This window comes from Actinoplanes nipponensis (assembly GCF_016862275.1).
GTDB lineage: Bacteria > Actinomycetota > Actinomycetes > Mycobacteriales > Micromonosporaceae > Actinoplanes > Actinoplanes nipponensis.
This window is the reverse complement of record NZ_BOMQ01000017.1, coordinates 133284-145774: the sequence shown is the minus strand read 5'-3', so window position 1 is coordinate 145774 and position 12491 is coordinate 133284. Positions and strand designations below refer to the sequence as shown.

Sequence of the window (12491 nt, the reverse complement as noted above, 5' to 3'; positions counted from 1 at the left end):
TGCCGGTGATGCCCGCCGCGCCGGGCTTGCCCGTCGAGAACCGGCCCGGCGGCGGCGTTCATTGCAGGAGGCGGCGTACCAGCCGGATCCGGCGGATCAGGGCGCGCGCGAGCACACCCGAGACGACGAGCGCGACCAGGGCCACCACCCAGTTCCCGCTGTCCGCGACCGCATTGGGCAGCAGCAGCGCCGTCACCGCGGCGGACAGGGCCAGCAGCAGCGCGAGCCGGGTGACGCCCGCGTCCTTCCAGACCCGGAGGCGGCTGCCCGCCCGCGGTCCGGCCGTGCCCCGGTGGCGCTTCGGGTCCGGCCGGGGGATCGCCCACGGCTCACGTGCGGGCATCTCGATCCGGAGGTGGGCCGGGACGGCGGCGTCGATGGCGGACGGGATCGCCGCCGCGCCGGCGTACAGGGTCGGTTCGACCGTCACCGAGACCGCGTCGGCGCCGATCAGCAACCGGCGGCCGTCCGGCCACGCCAGCAGGGCCACACACTCCGCGAAGCGGACGGACTCGCGCTGGTGGGCGCCGATGAGGCCGACCCCCTCGGGACCGGCCACCAACTGCACGTCCACGCCGTCGAGGCACCGGTGGGTCCGGCCGGTCATCGCCTCGCCGGAACCCGTGGGCGCCTCGGTGAACCCCGCCCAGTCGGCGTGCCGTCCGTCGGGGACCATCAGCAGCGCCGCGTCGAGCGCCTCGACCGCGACCTCGTGCACGTCCGCGATCGTCACCTGCCCGAGCTCGGCGGTCAGTTCCTCGGCCGACGGCCGCGGCTCCCCGGTGAGCACGGAGAACGCGACGGACGGCAGCCGGGCGGCCGACCCCTCGGCGTCGGTGAGCGCGTGGGTCCGCTCGGCCACCACCGCGTCCACGTCGGCCGGCCGGATCCGGCCGACCCGCAGCGCGGCCAGGATGTCGACGAAACCGCCGAGCATCGCGTCCTGCTTCTCCGGCAGCGCGTCGGCCGACGCCGTGATCACGGCGTACCCGTCACCGCGGGGTTCGTAGTCGGCGGCCGCGGCGGAGGCGTAGTCGCCTTCCTGGCGCAGGCCGCGGAACAGCTCGCGCTCCAGCACCCCGGTGAACACCGCGGCCGCAGTCCGTCGCCGGACGACGGCGTCGAGCGCCACGGCGTGGGCGCCGTCGGAGAAGTAGGCCGGCGTGACGGGCAGCGCCGACGACGCGGCGGGCACCGGGCGGCGCTCACCGCCGGGCAGATCCAGGGTCAGGCCCGCGGGCACGTCGCGTCCGCCGATCCAGAGCACCGCGTTGTCCCGGGTGAAGTACCGGGCCGCCCAGGCGCGCAGGTCATCCGCGGTGATCATGGAGAGTCCCCACTCGGGGTAGGCGGCCAGTCCGTGGTCGCGGGCGCCGTGGCGCCACAGGGCCAGCGACCCGGCGGGGTGCGCCGGGCGGCTGCCGTACTCCGTCCGCAGGATCTCCTTCTCGGTCTCCAGCCGGCGCGTCGGCAGGTCCCGGAGCGCGGCGCACACGCCGGTGAGGAAGGCGGCGACGTCCTGGTCCGGGCCCTGGCTGTGGAAGGACGTCCGGACCGGGGAGGTCGTGCCGTCGTCGTGGCAGCCGGCCCGGCCGGGCGGAGCCAGCGCGAGGTGGGCGAGCAGGTGGGTGATGCCCGCGCGGGGCAGCGTCTCGTCGGCCCGGCCGACCCGGAACATCAGCCCGGCCCGCAGCGGCCCGGGGGTGGGCGCGATCAGCGTGGGCACGCCGTCGACCTCGGTGTACCGGATCATCAGAGGCCCGCCTTCGCGTAGGCCTGCGCCCGCCGGGTGACGAACACCTCGGCGGGATCACCGAGGAAGTGCCACGGGTGCTCGCTGGCGCAGCGGCCGAGCTCGGTGAACTGGCCGGCGGCGGCCCGGTGATCACCGAGCAGGCTGAACGCCATCGCGAACGTGTTGCGCACCCCGGCCCAGCCGTGGTCGTTGCCGAAACCCGGGTCCCACACCGACCGGGCGGCCGCCTCGTAGATCTCGGTGCGGACCTCCGGGCTGGCCAGGTGGGCATCGTCGGCGAGCCACCGCTCCAGATGACCGGTCACGACCAGCACGGCGTTGGGTGCGCCCGGCGGCGCCGCCAGCATGCACTCGTGGGCGAAGGCGTGCATCTGCTGCCAGGTGCCGCCCCACTTGGGACACAGCGACTGCAGCAGGTGCCCCTGCGCCGGCAGATGGTGCGGGTCGTGCTCGGCCAGCCGGTCGTACCGCCGGCGCACCTCGGCGAGGCCGAACCCCAGCCCACGGGCGCTCAGCAGCCGCTGGGACCAGAGCGCCGGGTCCGCCGGGTGGCGGGCGGTCGCATCGATGAGCACCCGTTCGGCCCGGACCAGGAAGTCGCGGAAAGTCCGGAACTGTTCCTGGCTCACGTAGGCGGCCGGCGCCGAGGAGCGGACCGCCCACCCCATGGTGATCAAGCGGCCACCCAGCACGGCCGCGGCGACGGCGTCGTCCGCGTCGCGGGCCAGCACGTCCGGCAGGAACAGCTCGGCGCCCGGGACGGTGGCCGCGTACTGGGTCAGCATGGTGCGGGCGACGGGTCCCGGCGCCGCCGCCACCAGCGCGCGGACCTCGGGCCAGTCCGGCGCCGTCAGCGCGGCCCGCAGCCGCCCCATCTCGGGGTACGCGGCGGCCGGGTCGAAGTCGGGTGGCGGGGCGGACGCGGCGGGCATGGCGCGGATCTTAAGTGATCTTCCGCGCCCCCGGAGTCCCCGTGCCGGACGTCTGGCGCGGCCTGCGGGCGTACGCGAAGATCACAGCATGCGTGGTCTCTCGCGGCGGTGGGCGTGGCTGGGTGTTCTCGTCATCGGCCTGGTGCTCTACGTCATCGTGCTGCGCACCCTGGTGCGGACGCAGAACCCGAACTTCATCCCGTCCCTGCTGCTGCTCGGCGCGACCGTCGTGCCGCTGGCCTTCCTGACGTTCGCCCAGGCCCGTACCGGCCGCTGGCAGGTGCCCGCCTCGGCGCTGGTGGTCGCGGCGTTCTTCGGCGGGGTCATCGGGGTCGTGGTGGCCGGCACCCTGGAGTACGACGCGCTGCGCGGGCTGGGCGCGCTGCCGATGGTGTTCGTCGCGCTCATCGAGGAATCCGCCAAGATGATCGTCCCGGTCGTGCTGCTGTTCACGCTGCTGGCCCGGCGGGGTCGCCGGCTGCCGTCGGACGGGCTGGTCATCGGGGTGGCGTCCGGCATGGGTTTCGCCGCGCTGGAGACGATGGGTTACGGCTTCACCGCGCTGCTGTCCTCGCAGGGCAACATCGGCGCGGTGCAGGAGACGCTGTTCGTCCGCGGGCTCACCGCGCCGGCCGGGCACACCGCGTGGACCGGGCTCACCTGCGGCGCGCTGTGGGCGCTGGTGGCCACGCCGTCCGGCAAGAAGCTGCTGGCGTTCCTGGCCACGTTCGTCGGCGCGGTCGCGATGCACACCGCCTGGGACTCCTTCGGCGGGGCGGTCGCGTTCGTCGTGCTGGCGATCCTCAGCCTGGGCTGGCTGTTCCTGGCCCTGCACCGGTACCGGGCGTTCGCCGAGCACAGCGCCTGGGCGCCGCGGGAACCGCTGCCCGCGTAGGGCGCCCGGGCGTCACCTCGGGTTGCGGCCGGCGAAGAGGTCGCGGGCCCGGGCGGTCAGGGCCGGCGAGCCGCACTGCTGGGCCAGTTCCAGCCCGTCGCGCAACACCCGGCGGGCCTGCGGCCGGCGGCGGGCGGCGTGCAGCAGGGTGCCGTAGTCGACCAGGGCCGTCGCCAGTTCGAAGCGCCGCGGGGTGCCCTGCAGCACCCGGATCGCCTCCTCGGCGGCTGCCATGCCCGCTTCGCCGGGCCGTACCTGTCCCTGGATGCGCAGCGCGCGGCCCAGCGCCGAGGCCAGCCCGTGCCGCCGGGTCAGGGCGACCTCCTCGGCGACGAGCCGCTCGGCCGCCTCCCGCGCGCCGAGTCCGGCCAGGACGGACGCGGCCGCCGACCGCCACGGCAGCACCGCCGGGTGGTCCGAGCGGCGCACCGCGAGGCGCTCGCCGCAGCGGTACAGGTCCGCCAGCCCCTCGCCGGGCCGCGCCGCCTGGGTGTGCAGGCGGCCGCGGACGTAGCGCAGCAGCAGGAACTCGGGCTCGTCGGGCAGCTCGCCGTCCAGCCCGGTCGCGGCCAGCAGGTTGTCGGCCAGCGCGGTGTCGCCGACGTCGAGCAGCACGGCCAGCCGCCGCGACAGCACCAGCGCGGCCGTGGGGCCGGCGGGGTCGATGCCGGACACGGCCAGCAGCTCCGCCGAGGCGTCGGCGTCGCGGGCGGCGTCGGCCAGCCGGCCCAGCCGCCGGGCCACCGAGCTGCGCTGCGAGTACGCCATGGCGAGCCCGCCCGCCGAGCCGTCGCGGCCGGCCACGTCGATGGCCAGCGTGCAGCCGGAGTGGGCCGCCGCGAGGTCGTCGGCGTCGGCCAGCCGGCGCAGGGCATGCAGGTATCGCGGGAGGTCGTCCACGCCGGCCGGCGGCGCCAGCGGCACCGGGCGGGTTGCCGGGGGGACGGCGTTGTCACCTGAGGTGATGTCCCGGCCGAGGTCCGCCAACCCCGGCCGTTCGTCACTGACGGTCATGCAAGCGTGTGTACCCTTCCGGGCGGGCGAGCCACCATCGATCTGGCTCCGATCCTTCGTGGACCCCAAGGTTTTCCCAACCGCGCGAGATGCACAATGCGGCATGCGCAGTCCGACCCAACGCAATCTCGACTTTTCCACGATCGAGGCGCTGCTCAGCAAGGCTTTCGCGGTGGATGTCCGCAGTGCGGCGGAATTGTCCGGCGGCGGTTTCGCCGCCGTCTGGCGGGCCGGCCTCGCCGACGGGCGCGAGGTGGTGGTCAAGGTCGGGCCGCCGCCCGGGGCCGGGCTGCTGCGGTACGAGCGTGGCCTCATCGCCGCCGAGGCGGCGTACTTCCGCATCGTCCGGGCCGGCGCGCCGGGCGTGCCCGTCCCGGAGGTGTTGCACCTCGGCGACGACTGGATCGTCACGACGCTGCTGCCCGGGGAGAGCCTGACCGGCCGGCCGGAGGGCGCCGGGCCGGCGGACGACGCGGCGGTCCGCGAGCAGCTCGGCGCCGCGATCGCCGGGCTGCACCGGATCACCGGCCCGCACTTCGGGTACACCGGCGACCGGCCGGCCGGCGCCGACTGGCCGGCGGCGTACGGCGCGATCATCGCCGCCCTGCTGGCCGACGCGGCCGACTGGGCGGTGCCGCTGCCGCCGGGCATCGGCGCGCTGGCCACCCGGCACCACGCCGCCCTCGCCACGGCCACCCGGCCCGCGCTGCTGCACTTCGACCTCTGGGACGGCAACGTGCTGGCCGCCGGCGACCGGCTGACCGGGCTGGTCGACGGCGAGCGCTTCCTGTGGGGCGACCCGCTGCTCGACCTGGTCTCCCCCGCGCTGTTCCGCCGCATCGAGGACGAGCCGGAGCATCCGTTCCTGCGGGGCTACACCGCCGCCACCGGCCTGGTGCTCGACGACACCGCGCGGATCCGGCTGGCGCTGTGCCGGGTCCACCTCTACGTGCTGATGCTGGCCGAGGGCCCGAGCCGGGGCATCCCGGTCGGCGGCGACCGGCACGACCGTCTCACCGGCCTGCTGGCGGCCGAGCTGCGCGACCTGAAGTAGCGCAGATACCAGGCGGAACGGGTGGACTGCCTCGCAACTGCGACCCTATGCTGGCCCTCGTGGCGACATACCGGATCGGTGAGGCGGCCGAGCTGCTCGGGGTCAGTGCGGACACCGTGCGCCGGTGGATCGACGCCGGACGGCTGGCCGCCGAGCGCGACGGTCACGGGCACCGGACGGTGGCCGGCGCCGATCTCGCCGCCTTCGCCCGGTCGCTGGCCGACGAGCCCGACACCGGGGCGCACCGCTCCTCGGCGCGCAACCGGCTGCGCGGCATCGTCACGGCGATCACCCGCGACGCGGTGATGGCCCAGGTGGACATCCAGGCCGGGCCGTACCGGCTGGTGTCGCTGATGAGCCGGGAGGCCGTCGACGACCTCGGCCTGGCGGTCGGCTCGCCCGCGACAGCGGTGATCAAATCGACGACCGTGGTCGTGGAGCGGGGGGACGGCGCGTGACGGCACGACGATGGGCGGCGGTTGCGGCGGCCGCCCTGCTGGCCACCGCGGGATGCGCCGGCGGCGAGAACGACGCCGCGGGCGGCGGCGCGTCGCCGGGGTCGGGGGGCGCCCGCGGCAGCGGCCCGGTGACGGTCCTGGCGGCCGCGTCGCTCACCGAGTCGTTCACCGCCATCGGCACGAGGTTCGAGCAGCTCAACCCGGCGCTGGACGTGACGTTCTCGTTCGGCGGGAGCTCGGGGCTGGCCCAGCAGATCGTCTCCGGCGCGCCGGCCGACGTGTTCGCCGCCGCCAGCCCGGCCACCATGCGGACGGTCACCGATGCGGGCGACGCCGTCGGCGCCCCGGTCACCTTCGCGCGCAACCAGCTCGTCATCGCGGTGGCCAAGGGCAACCCCCGCGGCCTGACCTCGCTGAGCGCGCTGGCCGGGCCCGGCGTCAAGGTGGCGCTCTGCGCCGAGCCGGTGCCCTGCGGCGCGGCGGCGAGCAAGGCCCTGGACGCGGCCGGCGTACGGCTCACCCCGGTGACCCTGGAGCAGGACGTGCGGGCCGCGCTGGCCAAGGTCAAGCTCGGCGAGGTGGACGCGGCGCTGGTCTACCGCACCGACGCCGGGGCCGCCGCGGCCGACGTGGACGGCGTCGAGTTCCCCGAGTCGGCCGGGGCCGTCAACGACTACCCGATCGTGGCGCTCCGGGACGCGCCGAACCCCGCGGGCGCGGCGGCGTTCGTCGCCTTCGTGCGGACACCCGAGGCCCAGCAGATCCTCGCCGACGCAGGGTTCCGGCAGCCCTGAGCCGGTCACCGTCGCGCGCGCCGCTGGCCCTGGCGATCCCCGCGATCGCCGGGCTGGCGTTCCTGGCGCTGCCCCTGGCCGGGCTGCTGATCCGGGCGCCCTGGGCCACCCTGCCGCAGCGGCTCACCGAGCCGGGGGTGCTGGCGGCGCTGCGGCTGTCGCTGCTCACCGCCACCCTGGCCACCGCGGCGTGCCTGCTGCTCGGCGTGCCGCTGGCCTGGATGCTGGCCCGGGTGCCGTTCCGGGGCCGCCGGCTGGTCCGGGCGCTGGTCACCGTGCCGCTGGTGCTGCCGCCGGTGGTCGGCGGGGTGGCGCTGCTGCTGGTGTTCGGCCGCCGCGGGCTGGTCGGCGGCTGGCTCGACGCCACGTTCGGGTTCAGCCTGCCGTTCACCACCGCCGGGGTGGTCGTGGCCGAGGCGTTCGTGGCGATGCCGTTCCTGGTGATCAGCGTGGAGGGGGCGCTGCGCGGCGCGGACGCCCGCTACGAGGAGGCCGCGGCGACGCTGGGGGCGAGCCGGTGGACGGCGTTCCGGCGGGTCACGCTGCCGCTGATCGGGCCGGGGGTGGCCGCCGGGGCGGTGCTGTGCTGGGCCCGGGCGCTGGGTGAGTTCGGCGCCACGATCACCTTCGCGGGCAACTTTCCGGGGCGTACCCAGACCATGCCGCTGGCCGTGTACCTGGCCCTGGAACAGGACCTGGACGCGGCGATCGTGCTCAGCCTGCTGCTGCTGGTGGTGTCGGTGGCGATCCTGGCCGGCCTCCGGGACCGCTGGCTGGGGGCGACGTGAGCGCGCTGGACGCGCACCTCGTGGTGCGGCGGGACGGGTTCACGCTCGACGCCGAGCTGCGGGCGGCGGCCGGCGAGGTGGTCGCGCTGCTCGGGCCGAACGGCGCCGGCAAGACCACGGCGCTGCGGGCCCTGGCCGGGCTCGTCGCGCTGGACGACGGGCACATCGAGCTGGGCGGTGAGCGCATCGACGGGATCGCGCCGGAGCACCGGCACATCGGCGTGGTCTTCCAGGACTACCTGCTCTTCCCGCACCTGTCGGCGCTGGAGAACGTGGCGTTCGGGCCGCGCTGCCGGGGCGTGCCGCGGTCCCGGGCCCGGGCCCAGGCGGCGGAGCTGCTGGCCCGGGTCGGGCTGGCCGGGCAGGCCGGCCGGAAGCCGCGGCAGCTCTCCGGCGGGCAGGCCCAGCGGGTCGCCCTGGTCCGGGCGCTGGCGACCGGGCCGCGCCTGCTGCTGCTGGACGAGCCGCTGGCCGCGCTGGACGCCCGTACCCGGCTGGACACGCGGGCGCACCTGCGCGGCCACCTCGCCGGGCACGCCGGGCCGACCGTGCTGGTCACCCACGACCCGCTGGACGCGATGATGCTCGCCGACCGGCTGGTCATCCTCGAGCACGGCCGGGTGGTGCAGACCGGCGACGCGGCCACGATCACCTCGCGGCCGCGCACCGACTACGTGGCCCGGCTGGTCGGCCTGAACCTGTACCGGGGCCGGGCCGACGGCGACCTGGTCCGGGTGGCCGGCGACTTCACGCTGACCACGGCCGGCCCGCAGCACGGCGACGTCTTCGTGGCCTTCCCGCCGGCGGCCGTGGCTCTCTACGCCGCCCGCCCCGAGGGCAGCCCCCGCAACACCTGGCCGGCGACGGTGGCGGCCGTCTTGCGGCACGGCGACGCCCTGCGGATCGAGCTGACCGGGCCGATCACGGTGGCCGCCGACGTGACGCCGGCGGCCGCCGTGCAGCTGGGGCTCGAGCCCGGTCGCCCGGTGTGGGCCAGCCTCAAGGCGACCGAGGCGACGAGCTACCCCGCCTGAGCCGTGAAGGTGTAACTGCCGGACGGCAGGCTGTACGAGGCCGATCCCCCGCCGTAGCCCTGCGGGACGGCCTCCGCCGGGGCGGTGACGGCCGCCGCGGACGGCGCCGGCACCTGGACCGTGGCCGTGGCGTTGGGCGGGATCACCACCTTCAGCGTCAGCGTGGCGCCGCTGCGGCTCCACTCCGAGCGCGTCGGGCCGTACCTCGTCTGCAGGGCCGCGGTCGCGGAGGTGACCGTACCGCCGGGTTTCGGGGCGATGAGCACCTGCCGGTAGCCCGGCGCGGCGGGTGCGACCCCGCCCACCGTGCGGTAGAGCCAGTCCCCCACCGAGCCCAGGCCGTAGTGGTTGAACGAGTTCATCCCGGCGTCCTGCAGCGAGCCGTCCGGCCGGATGCCGTCCCAGCGCTCCCAGATGGTGGTCGCGCCGCGCGCGGCCATGTAACCCCAGCCGGGATAGCCCGGCTGCTGCAGGATCCGGTACGCGGTGGCGAGGTGCCCGTGCTCGGCCAGCACCGGCAGCAGGTTCTCCACGCCCATGAAGCCGACGGAGAGGTGCCCGTCGCGCGCGGCCACCTTGGCGGCGAGCCGGTCCGCGACCGCCTGCTGCCGGTCCGGCGGCACCAGCCCGAAGGCCAGGGCCAGCACGTAGCCGGTCTGGCTGTCGCTGCCGACCGTCCCGTCCGCCGCGACGAAACGGCCGGTGAACGCGGCCGCGACCTGGTCGGCCAACGTGCCGTAGGCGGCCGCCGCGGCCGTCCGCCCGGTGGCCGCGGCCATCCGCGACAGCAACCGGGCCGACCAGCCGAAGAACGCCGTGCTGGACACGTCGTTGGGGGTGTTGTCGTCGACGTTGAGCCAGTCGCCGTAGGTCTCGTGGTCGCGGATCAGGTCCGCGCCCGCGGTCGACCGCAGGTAATCGACGTACTTGGCCATGGCCGCGAAGTGCTCGTCCACGACGGACAGGTCGCCGTAGCGCTGCCACACCGTGTACGGCACGATCACGCCGGCATCCGCCCAGCCGGCCTTGCCCGCCCCGTCGATGACGGCCGGCGCCACGTCGGTGAAGGCCCCGTCGGCCCGCTGGGCGTCCACCAGGTCGTCGGCGAACTTGCTCAGCAGCCCGTGGGTGTCGAAGCCGAACGTGGACGTGGCCCCGAACGCGGCGATGTCGCCGGTCCAGCCGAGCCGCTCGTCGCGCTGCGGACAGTCGGTCGGGATCGACAGCAGGTTGGACCGCGCGCCCCACAGGATGTTGTGCTGCACCTGGTTCACCAGCGGGTCGCCGGTGGTGAACGTGCCCGTCCCGGCCCCGTCCGTCCAGGCCGCCAGCCCGGTCAGGCTGTCCGGGGTGGGCGTGAACCCGGTGATCTCCACGTACCGGTAGCCGTGCACGGTGAAGTGCGGCTCGAAGACCTCCGGCGCGCCCGTCCCGGCGAGCGTGAAGGTGTCGGTGGCCTGGGCGGCCCGCAGGTTCGCGGTGTAGAGCGTGCCGTCGGCGTTGAGGATCTCGCCGTGCCGCAGCGTCACCCGGGTGCCCGCCGGGCCCGCGGCGGTGAGCCGGTTCCAGCCGGCGAAGTTCTGCCCGAGGTCGGCGATCCACACGCCCGGCTTCGGCTGGGTGAGACTCCTCGGCCGGAGCTGCTGCTGCACGGTGACGCCGGGGTCGACCTGGGCGACCAGCCGGGGCCGGGCGTCGGTCCGGACGGTCACGGTGGCGCCGGCCCCGGGCCGGATCCGGGCGTCCTGATCCTCGCCGTGGTACAGGTCGTCGGCGACGATCACGCTGGCCGTCGCCGACCAGGAGCCATCGGTACGGACCTCGGCCCGCGTGCCGTCGGCGTACTCGATGGACAGTTGCGCGGAGTACCACGGCGAGGTGCCGTACCGCCGGCTGCCGGCGAAGCCGAGGGAGCCCGAGTACCAGCCGTTGCCGACCAGCGCCCCGAGCGTGTTGCCGCCCGGCACGAGGCTCGCCGTCACGTCGTAGGCGCGGTACTGGAGGCGCTTGCGGTAGTCGGTCCAGCCCGGCGCGAGCCGCTCGGCGCCGACCTTCTCCCCGTTGAGGTAGGTGTCGTGCAGGCCGAGCGCGGTCACGAAGAGCCGGGCGCGGGCGACCGGCCGGGCGACGCTGAAACCCTTGCTCAGGTACGGCGCGGGGTTCGGCACCGTGACCTGTGCGCCCCACGGCCCGGCGCCGTACGCGGCCGTCACCCGGGCGGCGGGCCAGCCGGAGTCGGCGAAACCGGGTTGCTCCCACCCGGCGGGGCCGCTCTGCGACGCCTTCCACGTACCGCCGGTCGCGACGGTGGTGGCGCCGCTGGTCAGCCCGGCGATGATGCTCGCCGGGCCCGCCGTGCTGTTGGTCGCGGCGATCGCGATGGTGTTCGGACCGGCCCGCAGCTGCGCCGTCACGTCCACAGTGGTGGCTCGCTGCCACGAGTCGGTGACCCGCCGGGAGGTGCTGACCGGCGAGCCGTTGACCCACACGTCGGCCGTGTCGTCGCCGGTGACCACCAGGGTCGACGCGGTGACGGCGGGAAGGTCGAAGGTGCGGCGGAAGAACCGCTGCGCGGCGGGGGCGGTCACCGCCGGGTCGCCCTCGGGGTACCAGATCCACTCGGCGCCGGCGAGGCCGGGCGCGGCCGGGCCGCCGATGAAGTCGGCCCGCCACTCGGTCGCCGGGTCGAACAGCCCGGTGTCGAAGCGCGCCGGCGCGCTCCACGGACCGGGCCGGCCCTGCGCGTCCCACACCCGGACCCGCCAGTGGTAGGTGCGGTTGCTGGTCAGCGCGGGGCCGCCGTACGCGACGTCCACGCTCTGCCCGGACGCCACCTGGCCGCTGTCCCAGACGTCCGCGCCGCCCGGGCTGGTGCCGACGGTGACCTGGTAGCGGCCCTGGAGCTGGCCGTTGGCGGCGGAGACCAGCCGCCAGCCGAAGCGCGGCCGGGCCGCGTCGAGGCCGACCGGATCGGTGCGGCGCTCGGTGGTCAGGCCGGCGGCCGTGACCGGGGAGCCGGCCCCGGGGTCGGGCGCCACCACGTCGCCCCGCCACGGGCCGGTCCCGTAGGCGCCGAGGTCCCGGGCCGCGACCCAGGTCTGCGGTACGGAGTTCGCCGCCTGCCAGGCGCCGTCGGTGACCAGCTCCACGGCGCCCTGGGCGGAGGCGACGCGGACCCGGCCGAGGACGCCGGCCGGGCCGGCGCTGGTGTTGCGGGCGGCGATGGTCAGGGTGTTGGCGCCGGGGCGCAGGGCGGCGGCCAGGTCGACGTAGATCGCTTGCCGCCAGGAGTCGGCGGTGCGGGGCGAGCCGGCCAGATAGGTGTCGTTGAGCCAGACGTCGACCGTGTCGTCACCGGTGACGACCAGTTGGGCGTCGGTGTAGGGGCCGGCCGGGGCGGTGAAGGTGCGGCGCAGCTGGCGGGGTCCGGCGGGTGCGGTCGTCGCGGGGTCGCCCTCGGCGAACCAGATCCAGTGCGCGCCGGTCAGGCTCACCGGGGTGGTGACCAGGGCGGCGGCCGGCCCGGCGGGCTGCTCCGCCGCGGCTCGGCCGGCCGCTGGGGAGGCGGCGGGGGCGGCGAGAACCGTGGCCAGCGCGGTGACGACGGCGGTGATCAGGACGGTGGGTCGGGGGCGTTTCCGGGCAGCGGGGGGTAGGGACTCGGCCATGCGGTTCTCCTCGGTGGGGGGAGGTGCGCGGGGCGGGCGGATCAACGTATTTAAACGTTTCAATACGCTGGTCTTTCGAGCGTAGGACCAACCGCAAG

At 75.7% G+C, this 12491-nt stretch carries 10 protein-coding genes; 6 read left to right on the top strand and 4 right to left on the bottom strand.

Features of this window, described 5'->3' with window-relative positions; translation table 11 throughout:
• Nucleotides 1-58 precede the first annotated feature (58 nt).
• The gene (locus Ani05nite_RS07030; protein WP_203766131.1) at nt 59-1753 is read right to left on the bottom strand and encodes a peptidase M16 family protein; all 1695 of its coding nucleotides are present in this window, start codon (nt 1751-1753) and stop codon (nt 59-61) included.
• Nucleotides 1753-2688, bottom strand: coding sequence for a hypothetical protein (locus Ani05nite_RS07025; protein WP_203766129.1), 936 nt, complete (start codon nt 2686-2688; stop codon nt 1753-1755). Before Ani05nite_RS07025 ends, Ani05nite_RS07030 begins: the two co-directional genes overlap by 1 nt.
• An 88-nt stretch (nt 2689-2776) precedes the next feature.
• Between Ani05nite_RS07025 and Ani05nite_RS07020 the strand changes: the two genes are divergently transcribed.
• On the top strand, nt 2777-3583 hold the full coding sequence (locus tag Ani05nite_RS07020) for a PrsW family intramembrane metalloprotease (protein ID WP_203766127.1): 807 nt from the start codon (nt 2777-2779) through the stop codon (nt 3581-3583).
• Nucleotides 3584-3595: 12 nt separating this feature from the next.
• Here Ani05nite_RS07020 and Ani05nite_RS07015 read toward each other — a convergent pair whose 3' ends face one another.
• Nucleotides 3596-4597: a hypothetical protein gene (locus tag Ani05nite_RS07015; RefSeq protein ID WP_203766126.1), complete on the bottom strand. Its 1002-nt coding sequence runs from the start codon at nt 4595-4597 to the stop codon at nt 3596-3598.
• 103 nt (nt 4598-4700) lie between these two features.
• Between Ani05nite_RS07015 and Ani05nite_RS07010 the strand changes: the two genes are divergently transcribed.
• The 5 genes from Ani05nite_RS07010 to Ani05nite_RS06990 are packed head-to-tail and all read left to right on the top strand — an operon-like array spanning nt 4701 to nt 8725.
• A complete protein-coding gene (locus Ani05nite_RS07010) occupies nt 4701-5651 on the top strand; it encodes a phosphotransferase family protein (RefSeq protein WP_203766125.1) in 951 nt (316 codons plus the stop codon).
• Between the two features lie 59 nt (nt 5652-5710).
• Complete coding sequence (locus tag Ani05nite_RS07005) at nt 5711-6109, top strand: TOBE domain-containing protein (protein ID WP_203766124.1); 399 nt, start codon at nt 5711-5713, stop codon at nt 6107-6109.
• Entirely contained in the window at nt 6106-6903 is a 798-nt protein-coding gene (gene modA, locus Ani05nite_RS07000) for a molybdate ABC transporter substrate-binding protein (RefSeq protein ID WP_239129429.1), read from the top strand. The genes Ani05nite_RS07005 and modA overlap by 4 nt, the downstream gene beginning before the upstream one ends.
• On the top strand, nt 6900-7691 hold the full coding sequence (locus Ani05nite_RS06995; RefSeq protein WP_203766204.1) for an ABC transporter permease: 792 nt from the start codon (nt 6900-6902) through the stop codon (nt 7689-7691). Before modA ends, Ani05nite_RS06995 begins: the two co-directional genes overlap by 4 nt.
• Nucleotides 7688-8725, top strand: coding sequence for an ABC transporter ATP-binding protein (locus Ani05nite_RS06990; protein ID WP_203766123.1), 1038 nt, complete (start codon nt 7688-7690; stop codon nt 8723-8725). Before Ani05nite_RS06995 ends, Ani05nite_RS06990 begins: the two co-directional genes overlap by 4 nt.
• Here Ani05nite_RS06990 and Ani05nite_RS06985 read toward each other — a convergent pair.
• Nucleotides 8713-12393: an alpha-L-rhamnosidase gene (locus Ani05nite_RS06985; protein ID WP_203766122.1), complete on the bottom strand. Its 3681-nt coding sequence runs from the start codon at nt 12391-12393 to the stop codon at nt 8713-8715. The two genes, Ani05nite_RS06990 and Ani05nite_RS06985, sit on opposite strands and share 13 nt — an antisense overlap.
• Nucleotides 12394-12491 lie beyond the last annotated feature (98 nt).

Excerpts from the sequence above, each read along its gene's own strand:
- Ani05nite_RS07030 (WP_203766131.1), bottom strand. The coding sequence starts at position 1,753 with ATGATCCGGTACACCGAGGTCGACGGCGTGCCCACGCTGATCGCGCCC.
- Ani05nite_RS07025 (WP_203766129.1), bottom strand. The coding sequence starts at position 2,688 with ATGCCCGCCGCGTCCGCCCCGCCACCCGACTTCGACCCGGCCGCCGCG.
- Ani05nite_RS07020 (WP_203766127.1), top strand. The coding sequence starts at position 2,777 with ATGCGTGGTCTCTCGCGGCGGTGGGCGTGGCTGGGTGTTCTCGTCATC.
- Ani05nite_RS07015 (WP_203766126.1), bottom strand. The coding sequence starts at position 4,597 with ATGACCGTCAGTGACGAACGGCCGGGGTTGGCGGACCTCGGCCGGGAC.
- Ani05nite_RS07010 (WP_203766125.1), top strand. The coding sequence starts at position 4,701 with ATGCGCAGTCCGACCCAACGCAATCTCGACTTTTCCACGATCGAGGCG.
- Ani05nite_RS06985 (WP_203766122.1), bottom strand. The coding sequence starts at position 12,393 with ATGGCCGAGTCCCTACCCCCCGCTGCCCGGAAACGCCCCCGACCCACC.